This is a genomic window from Sphingomonas sp. PP-CE-1G-424 (genome assembly GCF_004341085.1).
Lineage (GTDB): Bacteria > Pseudomonadota > Alphaproteobacteria > Sphingomonadales > Sphingomonadaceae > Sphingomonas.
Genome location: NZ_SLXW01000004.1, coordinates 346,411 through 373,074, shown reverse-complemented (window position 1 = coordinate 373,074; position 26,664 = coordinate 346,411). Strand labels below are relative to the sequence as shown.

24 protein-coding genes and 1 tRNA gene are annotated in these 26,664 nt (G+C 66.3%); 10 read left to right on the top strand and 15 right to left on the bottom strand.

Annotation, left to right across the window (positions count from 1 at the left end):
* Positions 1–2 precede the first annotated feature (2 nt).
* The 4 genes from C8J43_RS15950 (at position 3) to C8J43_RS15935 (ending at position 3,516) form a co-directional block, all read left to right on the top strand.
* Positions 3–299, top strand: coding sequence for a putative quinol monooxygenase (locus C8J43_RS15950; RefSeq protein WP_133031728.1), 297 nt, complete (start codon positions 3–5; stop codon positions 297–299).
* 116 nt (positions 300–415) lie between these two features.
* Positions 416–1,711, top strand: coding sequence for a glutamate-5-semialdehyde dehydrogenase (locus C8J43_RS15945; protein ID WP_207893431.1), 1,296 nt, complete (start codon positions 416–418; stop codon positions 1,709–1,711).
* A 131-nt stretch (positions 1,712–1,842) separates the two neighbouring features.
* Complete coding sequence (locus C8J43_RS15940; RefSeq protein ID WP_133031726.1) at positions 1,843–2,616, top strand: SDR family oxidoreductase; 774 nt, start codon at positions 1,843–1,845, stop codon at positions 2,614–2,616.
* 3 nt (positions 2,617–2,619) lie between these two features.
* Positions 2,620–3,516 (top strand): glycosidase, encoded by an 897-nt coding sequence (locus C8J43_RS15935; RefSeq protein ID WP_133031725.1) that lies wholly within the window; start codon positions 2,620–2,622, stop codon positions 3,514–3,516.
* Positions 3,517–3,529: 13 nt separating this feature from the next.
* Here C8J43_RS15935 and C8J43_RS15930 read toward each other — a convergent pair whose 3' ends face one another.
* The 5 genes from C8J43_RS15930 to C8J43_RS15910 all read right to left on the bottom strand — a co-directional run bounded on the left by C8J43_RS15930 (position 3,530) and on the right by C8J43_RS15910 (position 8,913).
* Positions 3,530–3,874, bottom strand: coding sequence for a DUF393 domain-containing protein (locus C8J43_RS15930; RefSeq protein WP_060524149.1), 345 nt, complete (start codon positions 3,872–3,874; stop codon positions 3,530–3,532).
* Positions 3,871–4,410, bottom strand: a complete 540-nt coding sequence (locus tag C8J43_RS15925) for a TspO/MBR family protein (protein WP_133031724.1) — start codon at positions 4,408–4,410, stop codon at positions 3,871–3,873. Before C8J43_RS15925 ends, C8J43_RS15930 begins: the two co-directional genes overlap by 4 nt.
* Positions 4,407–4,652 (bottom strand): glutaredoxin domain-containing protein, encoded by a 246-nt coding sequence (locus C8J43_RS15920; protein ID WP_133031723.1) that lies wholly within the window; start codon positions 4,650–4,652, stop codon positions 4,407–4,409. Before C8J43_RS15920 ends, C8J43_RS15925 begins: the two co-directional genes overlap by 4 nt.
* 14 nt (positions 4,653–4,666) lie before the next feature.
* On the bottom strand, positions 4,667–5,674 hold the full coding sequence (locus tag C8J43_RS15915; RefSeq protein ID WP_133031722.1) for an NAD(P)-dependent alcohol dehydrogenase: 1,008 nt from the start codon (positions 5,672–5,674) through the stop codon (positions 4,667–4,669).
* Between the two features lie 131 nt (positions 5,675–5,805).
* Positions 5,806–8,913: a TonB-dependent receptor gene (locus C8J43_RS15910; protein ID WP_133031721.1), complete on the bottom strand. Its 3,108-nt coding sequence runs from the start codon at positions 8,911–8,913 to the stop codon at positions 5,806–5,808.
* A gap of 200 nt (positions 8,914–9,113) precedes the next feature.
* Between C8J43_RS15910 and C8J43_RS15905 the strand changes: the two genes are divergently transcribed.
* On the top strand, positions 9,114–10,136 hold the full coding sequence (locus C8J43_RS15905) for a N(4)-(beta-N-acetylglucosaminyl)-L-asparaginase (RefSeq protein ID WP_243645605.1): 1,023 nt from the start codon (positions 9,114–9,116) through the stop codon (positions 10,134–10,136).
* A gap of 139 nt (positions 10,137–10,275) precedes the next feature.
* On the opposite strand, the gene C8J43_RS15900 is transcribed toward C8J43_RS15905, so the two are convergent.
* The 5 genes from C8J43_RS15900 to C8J43_RS15880 form a co-directional block, all read right to left on the bottom strand.
* Positions 10,276–12,054 carry a DUF885 domain-containing protein gene (locus tag C8J43_RS15900; RefSeq protein ID WP_133031719.1) on the bottom strand — a complete coding sequence of 593 codons (1,779 nt, stop codon included), beginning with the start codon at positions 12,052–12,054 and terminating at the stop codon, positions 10,276–10,278.
* Between the two features lie 17 nt (positions 12,055–12,071).
* Positions 12,072–14,195, bottom strand: a complete 2,124-nt coding sequence (locus C8J43_RS15895; RefSeq protein ID WP_133031718.1) for a prolyl oligopeptidase family serine peptidase — start codon at positions 14,193–14,195, stop codon at positions 12,072–12,074.
* 81 nt (positions 14,196–14,276) lie between these two features.
* The gene (locus tag C8J43_RS15890) at positions 14,277–15,263 is read right to left on the bottom strand and encodes a DUF2891 domain-containing protein (protein WP_133031717.1); all 987 of its coding nucleotides are present in this window, start codon (positions 15,261–15,263) and stop codon (positions 14,277–14,279) included.
* 30 nt (positions 15,264–15,293) lie between these two features.
* Complete coding sequence (locus C8J43_RS15885; protein WP_133031716.1) at positions 15,294–15,719, bottom strand: SgcJ/EcaC family oxidoreductase; 426 nt, start codon at positions 15,717–15,719, stop codon at positions 15,294–15,296.
* Positions 15,719–17,527: an EAL domain-containing protein gene (locus C8J43_RS15880; protein WP_243645604.1), complete on the bottom strand. Its 1,809-nt coding sequence runs from the start codon at positions 17,525–17,527 to the stop codon at positions 15,719–15,721. Before C8J43_RS15880 ends, C8J43_RS15885 begins: the two co-directional genes overlap by 1 nt.
* On the opposite strand from C8J43_RS15880, the gene moaA reads away from it, so the two are divergent.
* The 3 genes from moaA to C8J43_RS15865 all read left to right on the top strand — a co-directional run bounded on the left by moaA (position 17,517) and on the right by C8J43_RS15865 (position 19,498).
* Complete coding sequence (gene moaA, locus C8J43_RS15875) at positions 17,517–18,545, top strand: GTP 3',8-cyclase MoaA (protein ID WP_133031715.1); 1,029 nt, start codon at positions 17,517–17,519, stop codon at positions 18,543–18,545. The two genes, C8J43_RS15880 and moaA, sit on opposite strands and share 11 nt — an antisense overlap.
* Positions 18,542–19,321: an NAD kinase gene (locus C8J43_RS15870; protein WP_133031714.1), complete on the top strand. Its 780-nt coding sequence runs from the start codon at positions 18,542–18,544 to the stop codon at positions 19,319–19,321. The genes moaA and C8J43_RS15870 overlap by 4 nt, the downstream gene beginning before the upstream one ends.
* Before the next feature lie 102 nt (positions 19,322–19,423).
* Positions 19,424–19,498, top strand: a tRNA-Asn gene (locus tag C8J43_RS15865).
* Between the two features lie 167 nt (positions 19,499–19,665).
* Here C8J43_RS15865 and C8J43_RS15860 read toward each other — a convergent pair.
* The 4 genes from C8J43_RS15860 to C8J43_RS15845 form a co-directional block, all read right to left on the bottom strand.
* Entirely contained in the window at positions 19,666–20,484 is an 819-nt protein-coding gene (locus tag C8J43_RS15860; protein WP_133031713.1) for a response regulator, read from the bottom strand.
* A gap of 197 nt (positions 20,485–20,681) precedes the next feature.
* A complete protein-coding gene (locus C8J43_RS22375; RefSeq protein ID WP_243645603.1) occupies positions 20,682–20,876 on the bottom strand; it encodes a hypothetical protein in 195 nt (64 codons plus the stop codon).
* Between the two features lie 254 nt (positions 20,877–21,130).
* Positions 21,131–22,465 (bottom strand): MFS transporter, encoded by a 1,335-nt coding sequence (locus tag C8J43_RS15850; protein WP_133031712.1) that lies wholly within the window; start codon positions 22,463–22,465, stop codon positions 21,131–21,133.
* A gap of 178 nt (positions 22,466–22,643) precedes the next feature.
* A complete protein-coding gene (locus C8J43_RS15845; RefSeq protein ID WP_133031711.1) occupies positions 22,644–23,093 on the bottom strand; it encodes a response regulator in 450 nt (149 codons plus the stop codon).
* A 118-nt stretch (positions 23,094–23,211) separates the two neighbouring features.
* Here C8J43_RS15845 and C8J43_RS15840 point away from each other — a divergent pair, with 118 nt between their 5' ends.
* Entirely contained in the window at positions 23,212–24,792 is a 1,581-nt protein-coding gene (locus tag C8J43_RS15840; protein ID WP_133031710.1) for a pseudouridine synthase, read from the top strand.
* On the top strand, positions 24,792–25,334 hold the full coding sequence (gene rsmD, locus C8J43_RS15835) for a 16S rRNA (guanine(966)-N(2))-methyltransferase RsmD (protein WP_133031709.1): 543 nt from the start codon (positions 24,792–24,794) through the stop codon (positions 25,332–25,334). Before C8J43_RS15840 ends, rsmD begins: the two co-directional genes overlap by 1 nt.
* A 33-nt stretch (positions 25,335–25,367) precedes the next feature.
* Here rsmD and C8J43_RS15830 read toward each other — a convergent pair whose 3' ends face one another.
* Entirely contained in the window at positions 25,368–26,627 is a 1,260-nt protein-coding gene (locus C8J43_RS15830) for an MFS transporter (RefSeq protein ID WP_133031708.1), read from the bottom strand.
* Positions 26,628–26,664 lie beyond the last annotated feature (37 nt).

Below are 26,664 nucleotides of genomic sequence, written 5' to 3'. Positions count from 1 at the left end.
ACATGACCGTGAAAATCGTCGCGCTGGTGTCCGTGCTGCCGGGCAAGGATGACGCCTTCATCGCCGCTGCCAAGACCTGCGTCGCCGCCTCGCGGGCCGAACCCGGCGTTCTGCACTACGAGCTGTGGCGCGAAGCCGAGGGAGAGCAGCGCTTCGTGTTCAACGAGCTCTATGTCGACGACGACGCCGTGCAGCAGCACATGGCCTCCGACCATTTCAAGGCCTTCAGTCTGGCTGCCCGCGATCTCGCCGCGGGACGGCCGACGATCATCGTGACCAACCCCGTCGACATCGACTGACGCGGCCGTCGAGACTGCCCTCGCGATTGCGCCATGGGCAGTCGCGACGGTAAGAGGTCGGCAGGGTCTGGGCGAGTGCCGCAACCTGCCGACTGGAAAGACTGTCGATGACCGTGATGGACGTGATCCCTGCCCGCGCCGCAAGCGACCCCGCCCCCGGCCCCGGCCCCGCCGTCGAACTGGTGAGACGGCTGGGCGATAACGCGCGACGCGCGGCGCGCCGCCTTGCCGTCAGCGACGGCGCAGCGCGAAACCAGGCTCTGCGCGCCGCCGCCGCTGCGCTGCGTGATGCCGTGCCGACGCTGTTGGAGGCCAATGCCGCGGACGTGGCGAGCGTCGCCGACAGCAAACCCGAGTCTTTCCTCGATCGGCTCCGGCTCGACGAACCACGGATCGAGGCGATGGCGCAGGCGCTCGACGATATTGCCGAACTGCCCGACCCGGTCGGTCGCGAGCTGGCCCGGTTCACGCGGCCGAACGGACTGGAGATCACCCGCGTCGCCGTGCCGATCGGCGTGATCGCGATGATCTACGAATCGCGCCCCAATGTCGGGGCCGACGCCAGCGGGCTCTGCGTCAAATCGGGTAATGCGATCATCCTGCGTGGCGGATCCGAGAGCCGCCGTTCGACCGCTGCGATCGTCGCATGCATGCAGACCGGGCTCAGGGCCGCCGGTCTCCCCGAAACCGCGGTCCAGACCGTCGACACGCCTGACCGCCAGGTCGTCGGCGAACTGCTCCGTGCGGTCGACCATGTCGATCTCGCCATCCCGCGCGGCGGTCGTAGTCTGGTCGAACTGGTGCAGCGCGAGGCGCGCGTGCCGACATTGCTCCATCTCGACGGCAATTGTCACAGCTATGTCCACGCCGACGCCGATGTCGCCGAGGCAGTCGCGATCATCCGCAACGCCAAGCTGCGCCGGACCGGCGTGTGTGGCGCGACCGAAAGCATCGTCGTTGATCGTGCGATCGCGTCCGCGCTGCTCCCCGCGCTGGTCGACGCAATGCCCGATTGCGAACTGCGCGGCGACGCCGAGGCGGTCGCGATCGAACCAAGGCTCGCGACCGCAGGCGCGGACGACTGGGATACCGAATATCTCGACGCGATCGCCTCGGTCAAGATCGTTGATGGGCTCGAGGCGGGGATCGCCTTCGTCGCCGAGCATTCGTCGGGGCATACCGACGCGATTCTCACGCGCGACGCCGCCGCCGCGCGCCGGTTCATGCTCGCGATCGACAGCGCGGTGGTGATGCACAACGCGTCGACGCAGTTTTCGGACGGCGGCGAATTCGGCATGGGCGCCGAGATCGGCATCGCCACCGGCAAGATGCACGCGCGCGGCCCGGTCGGCGTCGAGCAGCTGACGAGCTACAAATATCTCGTCCAGGGGAGCGGCCAGATCCGCCCTTGATCCGGCCGTTTCGAACGGTGCGGATCGTGACATAGATGTCATCGTATACAGACGCATCCTTGGTATCGATGGTGCGTTGCACCTCCGAAATGACGCCCCCTTAGCCGTCATGTTTTACGGAGAACGATACGATGAGCCTGTTCGACGATCAGGTGGTCATTGTGACCGGGGGCGAGTCCGGGATCGGCGCCGCCTGCGCCAAGACTTTGGGTGACTCCGGCGCGCGCGTCGTCATCACCTATTTCAAGGATGCCGACGCAGCGCATGCCGTCTGTGCGGCGATCGGCGGTAACGATCGCGCGATCGCCGTCCAGACCGACGTCGGCGACGAGGCGGCGATCGAACGGCTGTTCGCACAAGCCGAATCCACCTTCGGCACGGTCAGCCTGCTGGTCAATTCGGCCGGGCTCAACATGAGCGGCGTGATGCTCGCCGACATGGAGTTGGCGCAGTTCGACCGCGTCATCCGCTCGGATCTCTACGGGCCGTTCCTCACCTGTCGGCGACTGGTGCGCGGGCTCGAAGCGAAGGTCGCCAAGGGCCGCATTGTCAACATCTCCTCGATCCACGAGCGGGCGCCCCGCCCCGGCGGCGTCGATTACGATTCGGCAAAGGGCGGGCTGGCTCAGCTGACCGCGACGCTTGCGCTCGAACTGGCGCCCAAGGGCATCGCGGTGAACGGCGTGGCACCGGGCATGATCCTGACGCCGATGAACCAGTCCGCGGTCGACAATCCGAAGGAGCTGGCGACCAAGGAAGCCGCGATTCCGTGGAGGCGTGCCGGTCGTCCCGACGAGGTCGCGGCGCTCGTCGCGTTCCTGCTGTCCCCCGCCGCGGACTACATCACCGGCACCACCGTCACGATCGACGGCGCGCTGTCGCTGACCGTTGCACAGGGCGCCTGACCGATGATCACCTACGCGGTCGAACAGCTCGACACGGTCGCCATTTCCGCAGGCTCGGTGATCGATGGCATGGACCTGATGAGCCCCTTCGTCTGGAAGGAAGGCAATCTCCACCGGATCATGGTGCGCGGCGTCCCCTACCCGCTCGGACCGCATGATCCGACCGGTGTCATCGCGCGCGGGGAAAGCCGCGACGGCCTGACCTTCACGATGGATCCGGGGCTTGCGATCGTCCCCGGCCCCGGCGCCGAAGATCTCGGCGGATGCGAAGACCCAACCGTGCTGGTGACCCCGAACAACGAATATCTCGTCTATTACACCGGCGTCGATGCGGCACGGTCGCAGGGCTGCATGATCCTGGCGGCAGGGCTCGACCTCACCGCGCTGACCAAGCAGGATCTGGTCCTGAAAGCCCCGCCCGGCGAAGGCAACATCAAGGAAGCGACGCTCGCGCAGACCGATGCGGGCGACTGGCGGCTGTTCTACGAATATGCCGCGCAGGGCGCGTCGCGGATCGGCATGGCCTCCGGGCCGACCGCCAAAGGACCGTGGACCGTCCAGCCCGACCCGTTCGGCATCCGCGACGACAGCTGGGACAATTGGCACCTCTCGACCGGTCCGATGTGGCAGGCGCCGGGCGAAGATCCGGTGATGTTCTACAATGGCGCGACGCACGACGCCCGCTGGCGGATCGGCTGGATCAGCTTCAGCCCGGACTTCGCGCGCGTCACCGGCCGCGGGATCGAGCCATTGCTGCTACCCCCACCCGCCGTCAGCCGCGATGCCACCGATATCGCGTTCGCAGCCTCGACGGTCGCGCATGGCGACCAGATCGCGCTATATTACTCGCTGGAAGACCGGATGCTGCGCCGGGCGCTGATCGCCAGATACCAGCGCTGAGCCGCGTAGTGACTCAGCGCATCAGCGTTTGAAGCCTCGGGCGGACGCGGAGGAATCCCCGATACGTTCGCTCGAGGATCGCCAGGACTACGGCATTTTTGGCCACGAGCCCGAGCGGCCGTAGCACCGGTATGGCGCGCCACATCGCGGCGAAAGCTTCCGCGCCCGACAGCATCCGACCGTCTTCCGATGCATGGAACCGTGCCAGCAGCGCATCGCGGTCGGTCGGACAGACCGTGCCCGGTTCACTCGCGTCGACGAACTCGATCGCACCGCGACGATCCAGCCGTCGCATCAGCGCGATTTCGCGCCGACACAGCGGGCAGGAACCGTCATGCCAAACCGTCAATTTGGTCATGTGGTCGTCTCGGCTCCATCTTCGTTCCGCGCCGAAATCCGCGCGGCCAAAACCGTTGCGAACCCCAGCCACGCCACGAACGGCGCGCCAAGGATCGCCGCCGGACGATCGACCTTCGCGGCGGTCGCGACATACGCGGCACCGCTGACGATCATCGCGCCCGACGCGATCGCACTGGCATCGAGATCGCGCTTGCGAAAGAAGATCTCGGTCCACGCGCCGATCATGCCGGTGTTGAGCAGCCAGAGGCCTACCGCGGCGTTACGCGTGCTGTCGGCGGGTTGACGAAGCAGACGATAGCCGCCGACCGCAAGCCCGGTTTCGAGCACCGGCCAGACCGCGCCGAAGACGGCGTCGGGTGGCGTAAAGCTCGGTTTGTCGAGGCGTTTGTACCAACGCCGAATCCGCGGATGCGACGGATCCGGGGCATTGCGTCGACCAAGCACAGCGCTCACGCCTAATACTGCTGCGACGATCGCCACCGATGCGGTGCGCGAAAGACCTGTGACCGATGGGACGGGTTCGCTGGTCGTCATGCTGCAAGATACCGCTCGAGATCGTCGCTGCCACCGATCCGCTCGCCATCGATGAACACCTGCGGAGTCGTAGCGACGCCGTGCTCGTCCTTGAACGCATCGACTTCGTCCCGTGACGGCAGGATCCGGTCGTCGACCTGGAAGCCGTTCTGCTCCAGCATCGTCTTCGCGCGTACGCCGAACGGGCAAGTGTGATCCGGCAGGATCATCCGGTACAGTATTGCGTTCTTCGTCTCGGCCATGTTCGTCATCCTCCTTACCACTCGATCCCGATCTTGCCGAAATGCTCGCCGCTCTGCTGGAACGCGAACGCCTCGGCGAGATCGTCCAACGCAAAACGGCGGTCGATCACCGGGCGGATCGCGGTCGCTTCCAGCGCACGGACGAAATCCTGCTGCTCGCGCCGACTACCGACGATCAGGCCCTGCAGCCGCGCCTGCTTGCCCATCAGTGCCGCGGTCGGCACCTCGCCGCCGATCCCCGTCAGCACGCCGATCAACGAGATGTGCCCGCCGACCCTGACTGCATCGATCGACTGCGCCAGCGTACCGGGGCCGCCGACCTCGACGACATGGTCGACGCCGCGCCCGCCGGTCCAATCCGCGACTTTACGCCCCCAGCCCGGCTCGCTCCGATAGTTGAGCGTGAAGTCGGCCCCCAGGTCGCGCGCGCGCGCAAGCTTTTCGTCGGACGACGATGTGATCGCCACCGTCGCCCCCATCGCCTTGGCGATCTGCAATGCCCAGATCGAGACGCCGCCGGTGCCGAGCAACAGCACCGTGTCCCCCGCCTTCAGCTTGCCGTCGACCACCAGCGCGCGCCACGCGGTGAGGCCCGCGGTCGTGATCGAGGCGGCCTCGACGGAGTCATAGCCGTTGGGTGCCTTAGTGAATGCGGTTGCGGGCAGCACGACGTGGGTCTGCGCGAACCCGTCGATACCGTCGCCCGGGGTGCGGCTGAAATCACCGATGGTGGGCGCGCCGTCCTGCCAGTCCGGGAAGAAGCACGAGACCACGTGATCGCCGACCGCGAACTCGGTCACGCCCTCGCCGACGCTTTCAACGATCCCCGCGCCATCGGACAGCGGCACGCGACCATCTTCGGTCGGCATCCGGCCAAGCGCAACGCCGAGATCGTGGAAATTGATCGAACTGCCATGCATCGCGACCCGGATCGCGCCCGGCGGCGGCGTGCCTGGATCGTCCCGCTCGGCGATCGCGGTATTGTCGAGACCCGCGGGGGATCGTAGCGTCATGATCTTCATGTCGGCTCCTTCGATGCTGTAACGCACCGCCCCGCCGAACTGGCCCGGTCTGTAAATCCTTCGCCACGTCGTCCGGCACAAAAAAAGGGCCCGCCATCGCTGGCGAGCCCTCAGGTCGGGGAGAGGAAGGATCAGAACTTGATGGTCGTACCGATCGCGATGTTGCGGCCGAGCGAGTCGTAGCGCGACGGGATCGTATTGGTCCGTGCGAGTGCGACGTTGTACGAGTCCACCACGATCGGCGGATTCTTGTCGAACAGGTTGTTCGCGATCAGACGCAGCGAGAACTGCTTGGCGATCGCGAAGTTCAGCGCGAGATCGAAATAGCTCTGCGGTGCGACCCGGTAGTAGCTGGTCCGTGCCCGCGCGTCGGTGCCACCGATCGCCGGATCACCCGAATTGTCCGCATTGGTCAGCGATCCGACATAGCGCCAGTTGAACGACGCGCTGAAACCGCGGCCGACCGTCGTGTAGGTCGCGCGCAGGCCGTGCGACCATTTCGGGATCAGCTGACCGCAGCCATTGCCGTAATAGCCCGCGCAGTTGCGCTGCGGCTGGACCGGCGAGTCCTGGCCACCCGCAAACGTCGTCAACGACCCGTTGAAGTTCCAGTCGATCTTGCCGACCGTGGCGAGATCCATCGTATACTGCGCCTGGAAATCATAGCCGCGCGCGATCGACGTGTAGTAGTTGGTCGTGCCCTGGCGGATGAAGCCAGTCGTCGGGTTGGTGCTGGCATTGGAGAACAACGTGCCCGTGCCCGGGTTACGGACGATGCCCTGACAGAAGAACGCGTCGCCGTTCGAGCGCTGACAGCCATCGGTGTAGTAGCTGTAGTCGTTGAAGCCGAGCGAGTCGTTGATCTTGATCCGATAGCGGTCGACCGAGAAGAACAGCCCACGGACGAACCGCGGCTTCACGATCAGGCCATAGGTCTGCGTGTAGGCGGTCTCCGGCTCGGCGGTGAAGCCACCCGAACGGACGGTGCACGCTGCCGAACCGTTCGGCGTCGTGCCGTTGCTGCAGAGCAAGGACTGGCTGCCATAGAGCGCATCGGACAAACCGGTTGCCCGGCATACGTCACGGGACGCAACCGGCGCGCCGAACGTCACGCCGTTGGGGCCATTGGTGACCGTCGGCGCACAGAAGTCGCTGAAGGTGCCAGCCCCGCCGGATGCGAAGTCGATATTCGTTGCCTGGCGGATTTCGGTGACTGTCGGCGCGCGCTGCGCCTTGTTGAACGAGGCGCGGAACGTCAAATCGCTGACGGGCGCGTAGATGCCCTCGACCTTCCAGGTGTTGAAGGTGTCCGGATTGCTGCTGTACTTCGACAGGCGATAGCCACCGTTCACCTGAAGCAGGTCGGCAAATCGCTTATGCTCGACCAGCGGGACCTGGAGTTCAGCGTTCGCTTCCCAGACGTCCTGCTTGAGATAGCTGTCGGTACCGCCCAGAGCACCGCGATACGCCGCGTCTGCGGTCGATTTCAGCGTATCCTTGCGATACTCGGTCCCCAGCGCGATCGCGACACCCTGCTCGGCGAACGGCGAGGTGATGCCGTATTTGCCGAGGTCGCCGGTGACGTTGGCCTGCACGTCATACAGCGTGCCGGTGGTCACGGCGGTACCCGTGTTCAACAGATAGTTGACCAGCGCCGGATTGGTGTTGCCGGCGCTGAACGCGTCGAACGGAACGCAGCCGGCATCGGCGGTCGTGGCGCAGGTCGGCGCCGCGAGCGTACCACCCACGTTGATCGAATTCTGCAACCGCGTCGAGTTGACGAAGGTAGGCGTGTAGTCCTGATGGTTGCGGGCATAGACGCCGCCGACATCATAGGTCCACGCGCTGCCGACCTTGCCGCGGATACCGGCGGTAAAGCGGGCGCCGGTGTTCAGATAGGTATCCGGCTGATCGTTGTTATCGCCGAGACGATAGGCGATATTGATCGGTGCGGTCGTGGCGGTGCCGGCAGCCGCCCCGCAGATCGCGGTCGCCTGCGAGCCCGACAGGAACGGGTTGTTGCAGTTGACCTGGACGTTGCCGCCCGCGATTCCCGGATAGTTAGTGTATGATTTATCGCGGAACCAGATACCAGAGCCGTACAGCTCGGCGTTGGGCGAGATGTCGAAGCTGACGAAGCCGCCGGCGTTGATCCGCTCCGAGGGGCGCTGATAAGAGTAATTGTTGAAATAGTTCGAGGCGTTGCCGGGGCCCGCGCCGAACGGGACGAAGGTGCGCGAACCATTGGGATTGTTGACAAGTTGCGCGTCCTTGTTCGCGCCGCTGAGCGGCGTGACGAGACCGCTGGTCGAGCTGCTCGGCGTCAGGCCGCACGAGATCGGCGCATTCAGGGTCGTCTGCGTCAGGTAGCAGCCGGTGTTCGACCGGTCCGACAGCAGCACGGGGTCGGTATGCTTGTAGTTGGCGAACCCGGAAATCCGCAGCTTGCCGTCGAAAAACTTCTTGCCGGCGGTCAGCGTAAGGTCGGCACGGCCACCGTCGTTGGTCAGGCCACGCACGCTGTTGAAGCCCGCGGCGCGTGCCAGCGGCGACACCACCGTGTCCTTGTTGTTGTGGTTGTAGAAATTATAGTTGCCGTCGAGCTGGATGCCCTCGAAATCCTTCTTGAGGATGAAATTGACGACACCAGCGACTGCGTCCGAACCGTACACCGACGAAGCGCCGCCGGTCAGCACGTCGACGCGCTCCAGCAGGGTCGCGGGAATGATGCCGACGTCCTGGCCATTCTGCGTGCCGATGCGCTTGCCGTCGATCAGCACGAGCGTCCGCTCGAACCCGAGGCTGCGCAGCTTGATCCGCTGGCGACCGTCCGAATCGGCATAGGTCTGCTGGCTGTCGGGCGCGACCTGCGGCAGGCGATTCAGCACGTCTTCGACGTTGACCGCCGCCTGCGCGCGAATGTCCTGCGAGGTCACCGAGGTGATCGGCGCGGCGGAGGTCGTGTTGGGGCGCTGGATGCGCGATCCGGTGACGACAATCGACTGGTTCGCGCCGCTATCGGCATTGGCGGGAGCGACGGCGGTGGTCGCGTCGGCCTGAACCTTGGCTTGGGCGGGCGTGTTGGCGCTGTCCTGGGCTGGGGCCTGAACCGGAGCCTGCACTGGGGCCTGAGCCGGAGCGACCGGGCTCGCTGCGGCATCCTGCGCCACTCCGGGCGTAGCCCAGATTATGAGCGATCCCACAAGCGCAACGCGCGATACCGAATGACTGAAATTCATATCCTACCCCTATGGCCGACAGCGCCGTACGACCGCGCAGTTCCTCCCAGCACGCTTGATCAGATAATTGGTTCCGTCAATACCTATGCAATACCTTTATGGAACATTTACGATGGATTGTTGCAAATGTGCGTCACCTCTTGGCGCGTCGGCTGCGCCTGCGTAGCATGCTGCACATACACCCGATGGAGGATCGACCGTTGACGACAAGGCGCTCACTGCTCGCGGGTCTGGGAACCTGTGGAACTCTGTCACTGGCCGCATCCTACGCGCAGGCGGCAGGCGTTCCCGCCCCCGGGGGCACGTCCGGGGGCCAAGGCGCGATGATCGTCTCGACATGGGATTTCGGCGCGGCGGCGAACGCAGCGGCATTTGCCAAGCTGAGAGCAGGTGGCACGTTGATCGATGCGGTCGAGGCCGGCGCGATGGTGCCCGAAGCGGACCCGACCAACCACAGCGTCGGCTATGCCGGCTATCCGGACCGCGACGGGCACGTCACGCTCGACGCGGTCATCATGGACGATGCAGGCGGGGTCGGCGCGGTCGCGGCGCTGGAGAATACGGTCCATGCGATCTCCGTTGCACGGCGGGTCATGGAACGGACGCCGCACACCTTCCTGGTCGGAGAAGGCGCGACGCGGTTCGCGCGCGATCAGGGGTTTCCCCAGCAATCTCTGCTGACTCCCGAATCCGAGAAGGCGTGGCGGGATTGGCTCAAGACCGCGAAATATCAGCCCGAAGCCAATAGCGAGAACCGCACGCGCACTCCCGGCGGTGCGCTCGACCACGATACGATAGGACTGCTCGCCCGCAGCGCGGACGGCCGTCTCGCCGGCGCCTGCACGACCTCGGGGATGGCGTTCAAGATGCGCGGCCGCGTCGGCGATTCGCCGCAGGTCGGTTCGGGCCTCTATGTCGAGGCCGGTATCGGCGGCGCGACCTCGACCGGACTAGGCGAGGAAGTCACCCGGGTCGCAGGGTCGGCGCGAGTCGTCGCATCGATGCGGTCGGGCGCCTCCCCGCAAAAAGCGTGCGAAGAGGTCGTGCGCCATATCGCCCATCTGCGCGGCGACGCCATCCGTGGCGTCCAAGTCGGCTTCCTCGCGCTCGACCCGAAGGGCAATGTCGGCGCGTTCTGCCTGCTTCCGGGATTTACATACGCCGTTACCGACGCGCACGGCGTAACGAAGGTTCTCAAGGCCGCTTCGCTGTTTCAGGCCTGACACGAGATTGAAGCAGACCGCCGACTGACCGCAATACCAATCACGCCCCACAGAATTTCTTGTGGCGGAATATCCGTCGTCCGATCGCGAACTGGGGTTCAGCGGCCCGGTCGCGATCTACTGGACCGAATGACGCCGTTCACTGGATAGGCAGGTCGAACAGCAGTTCACGGACGTAGCGGACCGGTGGCGAACCGTGGTTCAGCAGCGCGTCGTTGTACCGCTTCAGGTCGAACGCCGGGCCCTGCCGTTTCTTAGCCTCCTCACGCATCGCCATGTGCTCCGAATAACCAGTGAAATAGCTCAGCAGCTGGGTCGAGCCGAGCGAGGCGCGGACCCATTTGCCCGCCGCCTCGCGCTCCTGCTGGAACGCGGTGTGCGTCATCAGGTGCATCGCCTGCTCGCGCGTCATGCCTTCGGTGTGGATGCCGATGTCGAGCAGCGAGTTCGAGATCGAGCGCAGCCGCATCTTGAGCACGGTCAGCTTGAACAGCGGATCGCCGTTCATGAAGCCCTCGTCCGCCATCATGCCCTCGGCATAGACCGCCCAGCCCTCGATGAACGGCCCCGAGCCGAGCACCGCGCGCAGCGTCGACTGTGTCGCATTGGCATGCGCGAGCTGAAGGTAATGCCCCGGCATCGCCTCGTGCACAGCGAGATCGTGGATCATGTAGTCGTTATATTCGCTGAGGAACGAGGTCGCCTGCGCCTCGGTCCAGTCGTCGGGGATCGGCGAGACGGCGAAGAACGTGCCGAGGTTCTTCTCCAGCGGACCGGGGGAATCGCAGTAGGCGACCGCGACGCCCTGCTGGAATTTGGGCATGGTGATGATCTTCACCGGCCCGGCGGGCATCCCGACCAGTCCCTTGTCGCGGACGAAGGCGGTCGCCTGTGCCAGAGCCTTGGTTGAGGCGTCGATCATGCCGTCGCGGGCGGGGCGCTTGGCGTAGGTAAGTTCGAGCGCGAGCTGGATGCCCGCCTGTTGCTGCGCTTCGGACGGCTTGTCGGGAAGCAGCAGCGCGCCCTTTTTGGCGCCGAATATCTGGCGCGCGATCGTGTACATCTGCGCGCGCGTGTCGACGATCGCGGCCTGCGCGCGGCGCTTGATCTCGGTCCGGGTGAGGTCGGATTGCAGCGCGAAGCCGAGCTTCTTGTCGTAGAGCGCAGCGCCGAGGCGGAAGTCGCCCTTCGCGCCGGGGACGAGCGTCTTGTCGAGCCAGACCTGATGCTCGGCGACCGCCGCCTTCAGTTTGACGAGCGCCGCGTCGAACCGCTTGGCATCGGCTACGGACAATTCGCTCTTGTGCGGGGCGAGCATGCTCTCGGCGATGTCGACGATGCCGCTGTTCTGCTTCGCCACGGTCGTCGCGTAGATCGATGGCACGCGCGCTACCACGATGTTCGCGCGCGCCTGTGCCAGCAACGCGGGGAGCGCCACCATCCGCGCGGTCGCCGCGTTCAGGCGCTGCGGCCACGGCGCGAAATCGCGTGCGGCGAGCGAATAGAGCGAGCTGCCGGCGATGTCGTTGTAGACCTGCGGATCCCACGCCCACCCGCCGAGCGTCTCGGTATCCCAGATGTCGTAGCGGAGCGCATTGTCGAGCAGCGCCGCATCGACCTGCTCCTCGCGCGACAGGGCTTTGCGGTCGATCCGCTCGAGATCGGCAAGCATCGCCTTCGAGAACGCCTCTCGCCTGGCGCGTCCTGAGGCGGACATGTCGGTGATCTGCGTGTCGAACCGGTGATCGCCGAGCGCAGTCGCCGATGACGGATTGAGCCGCGCCAGGCCATCGACATAGCGCTTCGAGAGCGACGCGAACGCGCTCGTCTCGGCTTGCGCGGCCAGCACGGGCGCGGGGATCGACGAGACGGGCAGCGCAAGCATCGCGGCGCCGAGCAACAGACGGACATTACGCATCTTGGAATTCCTGACGATCAGCGTTGTGGCGCGAGTTGCGCGTTCAGATAGACGGTGACGAGCGCGGCGCGCTTGGCGTCCTCGATCTTGTCGGCGCCCGCCGCATGGCCGCCTTCGGGGTTCTCGTAGTAGAAGAACGGGTCGCCATACGCCTCCAGCCTCGCGGCGAATTTGCGTGCGTGGCCGGGGTGGACGCGGTCGTCTTCGGTCGAGGTGTAGATGAACGGCGTGGGGTACTTCACGCCGCGCTTGAGGTTCTGGTAGGGCGAATATTTGGAGATGAACGCCCAGTCCTGCGGCTTGTCGGGATCGCCATATTCACCCATCCACGACGCGCCGGCCGAAAGATGCGAATATTTCTGCATGTCGAGCAGCGGCGATCCCATCACGATCGCGCCGTAGAGATCGGGGCGCTGCTCCATCGCGACGCCCACCAGCAGGCCGCCGTTCGACCGGCCCGATACCGCGATCTTCCGTTTTGCGCTGACGCCGGTCCGGACCAGATCGTCGCCGACCGCGTGGAGATCGTCATACGCCTTCTGGCGATTCTCGCGCAGCGTCGCCTGGTGCCAGCGCGGGCCGTACTCGCCGCCGCCGCGGATGTTGGCGAGCACGAACGCATTGCCCTCCTCGACCCAGAACAGCCCGGCCGGGCCCGAGCGATAGGGCTGATCGACCAGATACGTCGGCGTCTGCGCGTTGCGGAACCCGCCATACGCGTGGACGAGTGCCGGCACCGGCACCGCCGCTGAACCTGGCGTGCCCTTTTTCCGCACCAGGAAATACGGGATCTTGGTGCCGTCCTTCGACGTCGCGAACCGCTGCTCGACCTGCATCCTGGACGCATCGAACCGCGCCGGCAGCGTGTCGACCGCGACCGGCTTGGCGGCTGGCCGGACCGCATACAATGCAGGCGGGCTGAGGAACCCCTCGACCATCGCATAGGCCAGATCGTCCTTGCCGGCGGTCGCCTCGAGATGGATCGTCGACGCGGTCGGCAACGCCGCGACCGACTGGGTCCAGACACCGTCCGCGCCGCGCGTCAGCGACACCAGCCGCCCCGACACGTCGTCGAGCATCTTTACCCACAGCACCGACTTGCTCGAATCGACCTGTTCGACGGCCTGTCTGGCGGTCGGCACCAGCACGCGCTCGATCGTCGGTGCGCGGCCCGCCAGCACGTCGGCGATCGCATAGGCGACCACCGCGCCGGCAGGAATGTCGCGCCAGTCCGAAGACAGCGTCGCGATCAGCCGCCCGTCGAGCACCGTGTCGATAACCGCATCGTCAGGCAACGGCGTCGCCACCAGCCGACCATCGGCAGCGACATGACTACGCTTCGAATGGAAGAAATCGACGTCGCGCGACACCAGCGCATAGCGCCGGTCGCCCTCGGTGAAGACCGCCGTATTGATCCCGACATCGCTCGGCGCAGCGCTCGCGATCTCGGTCGCGGCGGTCAGCGGTGTGCCCCGTCGCCACAGCTTTGCTGTCCGCGGCAGACCCGAGGTGGTGAGGCTGTCCGGCCCAAAATCGGTCGCGACATACAGCGCGTCCGGCCCGGCCCAATTCACCCCGGACTTGAACATCGGCACGACGAAACCATCCGCGACGAACTTGCCCGAGGGGATGTCGAATTCGCGCTCGACCACCGCGTCGCCGCCGCCGTTCGACAGCGCGACCATGCAGCGATCGTACGAGGGCGATCGGCAGGTCGCGCCCTTCCAGACCCAGCTCTTGCCCTCGGCCTTGCCCAACGCATCGACGTCGATCAGCGTCCGCCACACCGGCTTACCGCTGCCGAACGAGGCGAGCGACGCGACCCGCCACAGTCCGCGCGGATTTGCCTTGTCCTGCCAGAGGTTCACGACCTGATCGCCGAGGATCTGATCGGGCGTCGCGATCTGGCGCGCGTCCTGCAGCAGATCGAGCGCGCGCTGGCGATACGCGGCATAACCCGGCTTGGCTTCGAGCGCGGCGAGCGACCGCGTGTTCCACCGCTTGACCGTATCGAGCGCCCGCGCGCCGTGGATGTCCTCGAGATACGTGTTCGGGTCGGCGGCCGAAGGCGGTGCGGACGTCTGTGCCAGCGCGGTGGTCGAAAGGGCCAGCAAGGCCAGGAACGGCAGGCGTCTTTGCATCATCACTCTCTTTCGTTCGATGATGCGACCTTAGGCAGCGCAGTCCACTCTGCTAACCCCTTCTCTCAAAGCAGTTCGCGATCAGTCTGTCTCCAACGCGAGCAGCGCGAACGTCGCCAGCCAATGCTCGCCCATATAATCGTCCGCGAGATGCGGCAGCGCCTCCGCCAGGTGCGCGTCGGCAATCGCGCGCGCGGCGGCAGGGTCGGGCAGCGCGTCGGCGATCGTCCGCCAGCACCACGCGCGCGACAGGTTCACGCCATCGAGATGCGCGAGCCGGCCGTCCGACCGGTCGCTGACGATCGCGGGAGAGCGCAGGCACGCCGTCGCCGGACCAAACCGATCGGGCAGGAACGCCGCCAGCCACGGCGCGAACTCGTCGCCCAGCACGTCCTTCATCAACGCCGCCTCGCACAGCGTCGCCGACAGGAAATCCTCTCCGCTCGGCTCGAACGGGCGGCAGTCGCGATCGTCGCCATACCAGTCCCGCGCGCGCGTCTCGATCAGTGCGGCGAGCGACGCATCGTGCCCCCGCGCCCAGCGCAGCGCGTGGACCAGCGCGAACGCGGTGCAGTCGTGCTTGCCGCTGCGCACCGGATAGACGAGCTTCGGCAGATACGCCGCAAACCGGTCTGCGAACGCGCGTGCCAACGGCTCCACCACCGCCGCCCACGGCCGATCGGGCCGCAATGCCAGCTCGTCGTGCAGCGCGAGCAGCCAGCCCCAGCCGTACGGCCGCTCGAACCCGCCGGTGCCCGGCCGATCGAGATAGGCCACCTCGCCCGCGATCAGCGCAGGAACGAGCATCCGATCCGCGAGCGCCTCGACCTCGGCGGCTTCGGGCATGTCCGGATATAGCCGCGCGAGCCGCATCACCTGCCACCAGCCATGCACGCAGCTGTGCCAGTCGAAACTGCCGTGGAATACCGGGTGCAGCGTCTTCGGCAGCGCGAGGTCGCCGGGGCCGTCCAGCACCTGATCGAGCTTGTACGGCCATTGGCGCGTCAGATGCCCCAGCGTCAGCCCGGCGAACCGCGCCGCGGTCGCGCGATCGAGCGTATCGGTCATTCCATCATCCCGTATTGTGCAGGTCGGGTGTCAGCTGCTGTGGTCCGCGATGATCTGCCACGCGGTCCCGCGCCGTTCGAACACCAGCGTCGTCATCCCGCTTTCCACGGTCGACGCCCCGGTCAGCGTCCAGCGTGCGAACAGCATCGCATGCCGCGGATCGATCCCGCGCATCTCGAGGAAAGCGAACGACAGCGCGCCACGCGCATTGCCGACGCCGCGGAAGCTCGGCTGATATTTGGCCGCGATCGCCGTCTTGCCGCGCAGCAACCCCTTGGGCGTCACGAACACGGCATCGTCGGCATACACCGCCATGAACCGCGCGAGATCGCCCGCATTCCAGCCCGCCGCGCTGTCCGCCATCGTCTGGCGGATCGCGGTCTCGGCCGGGACCTGCGCAGGCACAGGCGCCGCGGCGGCGCTCATGATGACGATCGGCACCAGCAGAGCACGCATCATTCTTTCCCCACCAGTTCGAGCAGCGCCGGCTCGTCGACGGGCTCCGAAAACAGGAAGCCCTGGTACAGACCACAGCCACCCGCCGTGAGCAATTCGAGCTGCGACGGCGTTTCCACCCCTTCGGCGATCACAGCGAGCCCGAGCGACCGCGCCATCGTGATCGCACCGGCGACCACCACCCGGTCGCGCGCCGATCCGTCGATATCGCGCACCAGCGACTTGTCGATCTTGACGTAATCGAGCGGCAGCGACTTCAGATAGGCCAAGCTCGAATAGCCCGTGCCGAAATCGTCGATCGCAACGCGGCACCCTGCCCCGCGTAGCTCCGCCAGCAACGCCGATGCCGCCGCCAGGTCTTCGATCAGCCCGGTCTCGGTGATCTCGACGGTCAACCGCCCGCGCGGAAAGCCGCTTTCGTCGATCCGTGCCAGGAACAGCGCCGCGAACCCCGGCCGCGTGATATCCGCCGCGGTCAGGTTCAGCGAAACCCGCAACGTGTTCAGCGCCGCCGGCCAGGCAACCGCACGCGCGAGCACGAGCCGCTGGATATGATCGGACAAGGCGATTCCCAGGTCGGCGCGGTCGGCGGCATCGAACAGCGTATCCGCGCCGAGCGGCCCCAGCGTCCGGTGGCTCCACCGCGCCAGCGCCTCGACGCCGGTGATCCGGCCGCTGGCGATCTCGACCTGGGGTTGCCAGCGCAGGTCGATCTCGTCGCGCTCGATCGCGTGATGCAGGTCGATCGCCAGCGCATCGATCGGCGCGACGCCGTCGGGCAGCGCGACATGCAACACCGATCCGTCACTTGCCTTGGCTTCCGCCAGAGCTTCGCTCGCCCGGCGCAGCAACGCCGCCGCGTCGTCGCCCGGCTGCCGCTGCGCCACCCCGAACCGACAGCCGAGCACCGCACGCGTATCGGCCACAGCGAACGGCCGCGCGAGCGCCGCGTCGAGCGCGGTGATCGCTGCCGTCACCGCTGCACCCGACGCCTCGATCACCAGCGCGAATTCCGACCCGCCAAGTCGCGCGACCATCGAATCTACGTCGATCGCCGCGTGCGCGATCGTCTCGGTCCGCCGCACCGCTGTCTCGATCAATGCGTCCACCATCGGCCGCCCATGTGCCGCGTTGACGATATCGAGCCGCGACAACGACACCAGCACCACCGCGACCGGGCAGTCGGCGGCGATCCGGCCGATGATCCAGCGGCGAACGTCGCCGGTTTCGCGGTCGTACAGCGTTGCGCCAGGAATCCTGCGCCGGTCGACCGCGCTCCCAGAAGAGCGGACTGCATGGCGCCCGGCGAAGCGGAGCGCCTGGATCAACTCGCTATCGGCTGCCGGGCTTGTCAGGAATTGCGTTGCGCCCGCATCGAAGAACTCGCCGATCGCCTCGACATCGCCGCGCGACACCAGCACCAGCAGCGCCGCGCCGTTGGTGGCGACCAGCCCGCCCAGCGCAAGCGTCGCTGCGATACCCTCGTCGAGCGCGCCGCGCGCGTCGATCAGCGCCACTGCCGCGCCACTTGCGAGAAAGCGGCTTTCGATCGCCACGGCATCGCTCGTCACTGCCGCATGCCAGTCCGCGCCAGCGCCGGCATCGGCGAGAATCCTGGCGATCTCATCGCGTTGACGGAACGATACCGCGAACAGCGTCGTTGCCGTCTGCATGTCTTCCATATCCGTCGCACCCCACCCCATCGGTGCGAGCCTAGCCGCAGCGTCGCTGCCCGCCAATCCATTACCGTCCGGTTCGGCCTTGTTCGAGGCCCCGCCTGTGCTTAGCTCGTCTATGATGATCGACACCGCCAATCCCCTGCCCGGCGTTCCGGCGCAAAAGCCGTTGCGGGACACGCATGGCCGGACGATCAAGTATCTCCGGATTTCGGTGACGGACCGGTGCGATCTTCGGTGCCGGTATTGCATGGCCGAGCAGATGACCTTTCTGCCGCGCGCCAAGTTGCTGAGCCTCGAAGAGATCGCGATCATCGCCGAGCGGTTCATCGCACGCGGGGTCACCAAGATCCGGTTGTCGGGCGGTGAGCCTCTCGTCCGCCGCGATGTTGCCGAACTCGTCCAGCGGCTAGGCCACAACATCGGATCTGGCTTGGAAGAGTTGACGATGACCACCAACGGCACGCGCCTCGCGCAGCATGCCGAGGCGATGGTCGATGCTGGCATCCGCCGCGTCAACGTCAGCATGGACAGCCGCGACCCGGAGCGGTTCCGCTACATCACCCGTCACGGCGACGTATCGCAGGTGATCGGCGGGATCATGGCGGCGCGCGATGCGGGGCTGGCGATCAAGATCAACATGGTCGCTTTGAAAGGTTTCAACGAAGACGAGATCGCGCCCATGCTCGCATGGTGTCGCGACGAGGGCTTCGACTTGTCGCTGATCGAGACCATGCCGCTCGGCGCTATCGACGAGGACCGCACCGATCGGTTCCTGCCGCTGACCAAGGTGTTCGACGAGCTCGGCCGGCAGTTCACGTTGGGGCGCGATGCGTACAAGACCGGTGGCCCGGCGCGCTACTGGAACGTCGATGGCACGCGCACCCGGCTCGGGCTGATATCGCCGCTGACCGCCAATTTCTGCGACGGCTGCAACCGCGTTCGCCTGACGACCGAGGGCAAGCTCTACATGTGCCTCGGCCACGATGATCAGGTCGATCTGAAGGCCGCGTTGCGTGAGGGCGGAACGGCCGGGCTCGACGAAGCGATCGATGCCGGGCTCTTCGCGAAGCCAAAGGCGCACGATTTCCGCATCGGCGTCGGTGAGCGCCCTGCGGTATCGCGTCACATGAGCGTCACCGGAGGATGAGCCGGTTCGAGCGGCTGGCGCTGGTCTCATCCACGACACCGCCTGCTCGCGCCGCCGAAGGCCAGCTTGCCGATACGGGCGACTGGGTGTCGGTCGACGAAGCCGACGCGATCATCGCGCTCGGCGGCGATGGTTTCATGCTCCAGACGCTCCATGCCATGCTGGAGCGCCGCAGGCCGCCGGTGCCGGTCTTCGGCATGAACCTCGGCACGGTGGGGTTCCTCATGAACGAGTGGCGCCATCATGGCCTGCTCGATCGTCTCGAGCGCGCGAAGCCGTTCAAGGTCGTGCCGCTCACGATGACCGCGATCGGCGTCGATGGCCGGACCCACACTTTGCCCGCGATCAACGAGGTGTCGTTCCTGCGCGAGACCCGCCAGACCGCCAATCTGGAGATCACGGTAAACGAGCGGATCGTGCTGCCCGAACTCGCCTGCGACGGCATCCTGGTCGCCACGCCGGCCGGCTCGACAGCCTATAATCTGTCCGCGCACGGCCCGATCCTGCCGCTGGGCTCGGGGATGATCGCGCTGACCCCGATCAGCCCGTTCCGTCCGCGGCGCTGGCGTGGGGCGATCCTGCCCGACAAGGCCCGGATCGGCGTCCGCGTCCTCGATGCCGCCAAGCGGCCCGTATCGGTGGTCGCCGACCAGCGTGAGATCCGCGATATCGCCCGCGTCGACATCTGCATGGACCGCGCTCGCGAGCTGACACTGCTGTTCGATCCGGAGCATGCGCTCGACGACCGCATCACGATGGAGCAGTTCATCTCCTGACGCGGTTGCCCGATGCAGTGCCGGAACGAAAGTTTATGGATTTGCGTCGAAACCCGCTTGCATGATCCGGAGGGCCAGTTATAGAGCCGCCCTCGGCAACGATCCCTGATAGCTCAGCGGTAGAGCTCTCGACTGTTAATCGAGTGGCCGTAGGTTCGAATCCTACTCAGGGAGCCACCCCGCCTTGGAAAAGGGCGGAGTTGGCCGATATCGAAAACGGCGCGATGCGCGCCTTTGGCCTCAAGAGCTGATCTTACAGCTTTGCCGTTGGCGCCGTGTAAATTCCGGCCTCTGGCGCGCTTTCTCGTCGTACCGCCAGGCCGCTGCCAGTCGCTATTTTCCGATCAGCTTCGAACGACGTCCGGCATCAGGATATAGCCGTTGCCGCGCACCGTGCGGATGATCTCGGTCGTATCGAACGCCTGCAGCTTGCGTCGGAGGCGGCTGATGTTCACGTCGATCGTCCGCCCCCGCGACAGGCTCTCCGCCCTGCCCGACTGCGCGATCATGTCGTCGCGCGTGTGCACGACCTGCGGCTGCGACACGAACACGTTGAGCAGCTGGAACTCGCCGTCGGTGAGACGAACCGCGGTACCGTCCGGCGTGTGCAGCGTCCGCATGCGACAGTTCAGCGTCCATCCAGCGAACGTGTAGGCCTCGACCCGGGCTGAATGCGCTGCCTCGCTCGTTACTGGCTCATGGGCTCCCGAGGGAGTAGGCGTCGCAGCCCCGCGCCGCCGCAACACCGACCGGATTCGCGCCAGGATCTCCCTGGGGCTGGACGGCTTCGTTACATAGTCGTCCGCGCCGAGCTCGAGCGCGACCACCCGGTCCACTTCGCCCGCAAGCGCCGAGAACATGATGACCGCCGGCGCATCGCCGCTTTGCGTCAGACCGCGAAGCACCGACAGGCCGTCCTCGCCCGGCATCATCATGTCCAGCACGACGAGATCGCACGCATAATGCGCCAGCCACGCGCGTAGCGCTGCCCCACTCTCGACCGCCTCGGCACGCAGGCCATGATCGACGAGAAATTCGGTGAGCAGTTCCCGCAGACCGGGATCGTCGTCGACGATGACGATCCGCGCACCGCCGACGACATGGTCATCGACATCGCTCGGAGCGGCTGAGCTTTCGGGAAAGCCTGGATGGAGTGTGATCATGCCGACGCCCTGCATCGCGTGTTTGTCCGGGATATTTCAGGCGTAACGCTCACGTCGTGCGCGCGACACGGTTTGCGATGATCTGTTATGCAGCAACGACGTGATGCAGCTGGGGATCACGGCCGTCGCTGTCCAAGGCAGGGTTTGCGCGCAGGACCCTCGGTTCTTTCATGAGCCCAGAGATCGGCGCGGCGCGATCACTGGAACGTCGCGCCGCTCGCCATCGCCTTGCTGGGACTGAGCCCCTGCTGCTCGAAAAACTGGTTGAGCCCCGCCACGAACGCCTGCGCGGCAACGCTGGTGAACGCGACTCGCCCGACGACGACACGCTCGAGCGACGGTGGCTGGCTGGCATGATCGCAGCTTGCGCTTTTCAGGGTCACGACGATCACACCATTCAGGTTCGCAAAACCGGCAAGCCCGGTGGCGAAGACTTCGGGGCGAAAGGGTTGTCGATCAGCGGGGGCAAAGCCTGCGACGGCACGGTGGCCGCTGTCGGCACGCCCTTGATCTCTACGCGCATGATATCTTGCTTACAGCGAACGGCTCGACCTTGCGGTCGACCGTCGCGTGAGGCGCGCGGTGTAAGAGGGCCAGCCAGGACGAGAGAGCGCGCCGCGATGAGGGGCGACCGATAAGGATGGAGTTACGCGGCTCCCTCCGCTCTCGCCCGTCGGACGCTCTCGACGACAAAACCCTGCCGCCACAATATCCATAGCAGCACTAGGCCGGGTAGCGCGACGACCATCGTCAGCATCCAGAACCCCGGCCACCCGAGTGCGGTGGCCGCATAGCCCGCCGGCGCTGCCAGCCACGTCCGCCCGACTGCGGCGAACGACGACAGCAACGCGAATTGGGTTGCGGTGTAGGCAAGGTTCGACAAGCCCGACAGGTAGGTCACGAACACGGTAAGGCCGATCCCGCTGGTAACCTGCTCGGTCGCCACCGCGATCGTCAGCCACGCGTTCGAATGGCCGTGCCAGGCGAGGATCACGAAGGTGAAGTTGCTCAGCATCATCAGCACGCCCGATACAAACAGCGCGCGACCAAGGCCGAGCCACGCCATGAAAGGCGCACCGAGCGCGGTACCGACGATCAGCCCCCAGAACCCGACGAGCTTGTTGATCGCGATGAATTCGGTGTCGCTGAACCCGAGTTCGACGATCATCGGGTTGAGCATCCCCTGCCCCATCGCGTCGCCAAGCTTGTAGATGAGGACGAACAGCAGGATGAGCACCGCGCCACGCCGCTGAAAGAACTCGCGGAACGGGCCGATGATCGTGTCTTCCAGCCAGCGCCCGCCGGTCTCGTGCGGTTGCTTGGCCAGGACGCGGTCGTGCAGGCCGCGGCCCGCCCAAAGAGCGGCGAGCGCGCCGGGAATAACGCAAAACGCTGTCAGGCCGTAGCCCAGTGCCCAGCCGAGGCCGAGGCCTTCGGACGAGGCAATCGCGATCGTCCCAACGCCTGCGGCGAGATTGCCGAGGCGGTAGCCAAACTGGTTGTTCGCGGTGCCATGCGGGAGTTCGTCTTCGGGCAGGATCTCGATCCGGTAGGCGTCGATGACGATATCCTGCGTCGCGCCCAGGAACGCGGTGACGATCGCCCAGAACGCGAACACGCCGAGGTGCTCCTGCGGCGCGCTGAACCCGAGCATCCAGACCGATCCAAACAGCAGCGCCTGGACCACGAACAGCCACGCGCGGCGCTGTCCGACCCAGCGGGTCAGCACCGGAATCTCGAACCTATCGATGAACGGCGCCCACAGGAATTTGAGCGTATATGGCGTGGTGAGGCCGATCGCGAACCCGATCGTCTTCTTGTCGATGCCGACCTTCGACAGCCAATAGCCCATCGTACCAAGCAACAATGCGAGCGGAAATCCGCTAGATATGCCGAGCAGCAGGGCCGCTATCGGTCTCGGCCGAAGATACGGCGCGAGGGTGGCAAGAACGGAACGGCGCTCGACGGTATCAGTGGACATGCGCTGACAATAGCGCGCTGTCCGCGCTAGGGAAGCAGTAAGCCAAGGCCGGATGGTCATCGTGGCACTGATCAACGCCCAGAGTAGTCGGACGGCGCCCTGAGTGCGAGGGCATTGAAAGATCGTGTTTCGACATGATCCGAAATCCGTCTCTCCCCGCGGCTCCGATGGTTGCCAGCTAGGTCAGCGTCGCGAACAGCCTGAACCCCGGCGGCAGGCGCTTCGGCGTCGCGCCACCGATCCGTGCGTCGATGACCGCGATTGCACCGATCAGGTCGCGCGGCGCATAGGGCTTCGCCAGGCAACCCGTCGCCAGCGCCATCGCCTCGTCCGGAAAGTTGCCGGTCACGAACATCACCGGCACGCCGCGCGCCTGCGCCGCGCGCGCCACATCGAGACCCGAGCCGTCTGCGAGATGAACGTCGACCAGCACCAGATCAATTTCCGCATTGCCCTCCACATCGGTGCTGTTGGCGATGATCGCGAGCGCATCGGCGACGCGGTCGACCGTCGCCACGATCGTGTAGGACGCCTCGGTCAGGAAATGCTCGTTGTCGAACGCGATCAGCGGCTCGTCCTCGACCAGCAGGAGGCGCACGATGTTTCGCTTCTTCTTGCCGAACAACATGATGGTCGAGACCCCACAGCGTGCCGAACGATCGTTACGCTTGTGGGTCTAACGCACTGCAACACGAACGGTCGCAAATATTTCGCGCTGGACGCCGATCCATAGTATCAGCCGCGCCATGACGACTTCAAAAGACGATAACCCGACTGCCAGCCCGTCGAACGACGCGCCCGCAACCTCCCACGAAACGCCGGCGGCACCGATCAAGGGCGACCGTATCGCCAAGCTGCTCGCGCGCGCCGGGATCGCCTCGCGCCGCGATATCGAGCGGATGATCGCCGAGGGCCGCGTCGCGCTCAACGGCAGCATTCTCGACACGCCGGCGACGATCCTGCGCAACCTCAACGGCGTGACGGTCGACGGCGACCCGGTCGAGGCTCCGAGTTCGGCGCGACTGTTCCTGTATCACAAGCCGACCGGGCTGCTCGTCACCGAGCGTGATCCCGCGGGGCGCACGACGATCTACGATCGCCTGCCGCAGGATCTACCCCGGCTCGTGCCCGTCGGCCGCCTCGATCTCAACACCGAGGGCCTGTTGCTGATGACCACCGATGGTGGCCTCAAGCGCCAGCTCGAACTGCCCGCGACCGGCGTCGAGCGTGCCTATCGTGCGCGTGCTTACGGCAACATCACGCAGCCGCAGCTCGAGGAACTGATCGAGGGGATCGAGATCGAGGGCGTGCGGTATGGCTCGATCAATGCCAATATCGAGCGGCGCACCGGCGCGAACGTCTGGATCGAGATGATCCTGACCGAGGGCAAGAACCGCGAAGTCCGCCGCGTGCTGGAACATCTCGGGTTGCAGGTCTCGCGGCTGATCCGGACGCGCTATGGCCCGTTCGTACTCGGCGACCTGCCGCCCGGGCAGATCGGCGAAGTGCTGCAGCACGACGTCGTCGCGTTCCAGAAGGAACTGGCCAAGGGTCGACCCGAGGGTCCGGGCGCGCGCGCGAACATCGGGATCAGCGCGAGTGCCGGTGCGGGGGCCGGGATCGGCGCGCGGTCTAGCCAGCGGGGCAGCAATGCGCCGCGGCCTGCTCCGACGACGCGACCGGCGCCGGGTGCGCGTCCGGTTTCGGGTGCGCGGCCTGCTGTTGGTGCGCGTACGCCGGTTCGCAGTCCGTATGCGGCGCCTGCAAGCTCGGGCTTTTCGAGCGGCGCGATACCGACCGACCGGCCTTCGCGACCGGCACGTCCGGAGCGGATCCGTCCGACCGCGGCGATGCAGCGCGGCGACGTCAACGATCCCTGGGCGCGGCCTGATGTGCGGAACGCCGCTCGGCCGGCGGGAACGCATCACGCCCGGCCGACGAGTGGCGAGATGTCCAAGCCGTATGTGCGGCAGGAGCGTGCGGATCGCGGCGAGGAGCTGAGCACGAGCCCCAAGATCAAGCATTTCCGCGCCGCCAAGCCACCGCGGGAGCGAGCTGCGCCGTCGCGCGTCGGCGCGGGCGCTACGGTGCAGCGTCAGGAGCAGCCGCGGGGCTTTCGTCCGCAGGCCGACGATACGCGGGGGCGCAGTTCGCTCGACAAGCGTGCGGCGCGGAGTGCCAGCGGTCGTCCGGGTGCCGAGCCACGGCCAGTGCGGTCGGAGAGTCCGGCGCGGCCTGAACGCGGCAGTCGTCCTACTGCGCCTGGCAAGGGTCCGTCGGGAGGGCGCGGTCATCCGCCCCGTGCACCACGGGGAGGGAAGCGCTGATGCGGATCATCGCAGGCCAGTGGCGCGGGCGCCCAATCGTCGCGCCCAAGGGTGATTCCACCCGTCCCACCGCGGACCGGATGCGCGAGACGTTGTTCTCGATGCTGACGAGCCGCGTCGGGAGCTTCGAGGGGTTGGCGGTCGCAGATCTGTTCGCGGGCTCGGGCGCGCTCGGGATCGAGGCACTCTCGCGCGGCGCGGCGACGTGCATGTTCGTCGAATCGGACAAGCTGGCGGTCGACGCGCTCAAGGCCAACCTCGCGAAGCTGGAGATCCGTGGTGATGTCCGCGCAACGTCGGTGATGGCGCTTGGGCCCGCACCGGCGCCGCTCGACGTGATCCTGATGGATCCGCCCTACAACACCGGCGCCGGACTGGTTGCGCTCGACAAGCTGTCGCGGCTTGGGTGGGTCGGACCGGCGACGTGGATCAGCTTGGAGACGGCGAAGGCCGAGGTCGTCGAACTTGCTGGTTTCGAGGTCGACGCCACGCGCGTGCACGGCAAGGCGCGGCTGACGCTCTTGCGGCCAGTGTCCATGTAAAGGCATGCTCTCCCGCAGAGGCGGGAGAGCATGCTATTTGTCGGTCGTGCGGCCGAGGATCAACAGCCCGCCAAGGCTCAGCATCCCGGCCGCCATGAGATACCCGCCGACCAGCCACAACCCATGCGGGGCCAACGCCTCCGCGACGATCGGCGCGAGCGCACCGCCGAGCACCCCGCCGAGGTTGAACGTCATCGACACGCCGGTGTAGCGCACCCCCGCCGGGAACAGGCTCGGCAGCCAGCCACCGAGCGGCCCGTACGCGAACCCCATCACGAACAGCGCGCCCGACAACCACAGCCCCACCGTGAACAGCGATCCCGAGCCAAGCATCGGCCCCATCAGCGCGCCGACGCCAATGCACCCGGCAAACCCAATTGCGAGCATCCGTGCTGCTGAATGCCGGTCCGCGAGCACGCTGGCTACGATGACGCCGCCCGCGAGGAACCAGATCGCGACGAGTTCAACGCCGAGGAAAGCCTCGCGTGAATAGCCGAGCGTCTTGGTGCCGTAGCCAAGCGCGAAGGCGGTCGCGAGATAGAACAGCGCGAAGCATGCGATGACCCCGAACGTACCCGCTAGCGTCGCGCGGAGGTGCTGCGTGAGAAGCGTCGCGATCGGTACCTTGGGAAGCGCCTCAGTCGCCTCCGCTTCCAGGAAGGCGGGCGTCTCGGTCAGCTTCAACCGCACCCACAGACCGAGCCCAACGAGGATCGCGCTGAGCAGGAACGGGATGCGCCAGCCCCAGGCCAAGAACTGCGCCTCGTCCAGCACGAGTCCGATGATCAGGAACAGCCCGTTCGCGGCAAGGAAGCCGACCGGGGCGCCAAGCGGCGGGAACATGCCCCAGGTGTTCTTGCGGTGCAGCGGCGCGTTCTCGACCGCGAGCAACGCCGCACCGCCCCATTCGCCGCCAAGCCCGAGCCCCTGCCCAAGCCGCATCAGGCACAACAGCGCGGGGGCGATCCAGCCCACGTGCGCGTAAGTCGGCAGGAACGCGATGCCGACGGTCGATCCGCCCATCAGCAACAGCGACGCGACTAAGGTGGACTTGCGCCCGATGCGATCACCGAAGTGCCCGAACACGATCGCTCCGACAGGGCGGGCGACGAAGGCGAGGCCGAACGTCGCATAGCTCAACAGCAACTGCGCCGACGCGGACTGGCCCGAAAAGAACAGCGGCCCGAACACCAGTGCCGCGGCGGTCGCGTAGATATAGAAATCGTAGAACTCGACCGCGGTGCCGACCAAGCTGGCGGCGAGGATGCGGCGGTGGGAGGCAAGCGTCGTCATGGGCACGGTCTCGCCGCGGTCGCTGTGTAGGTCAACC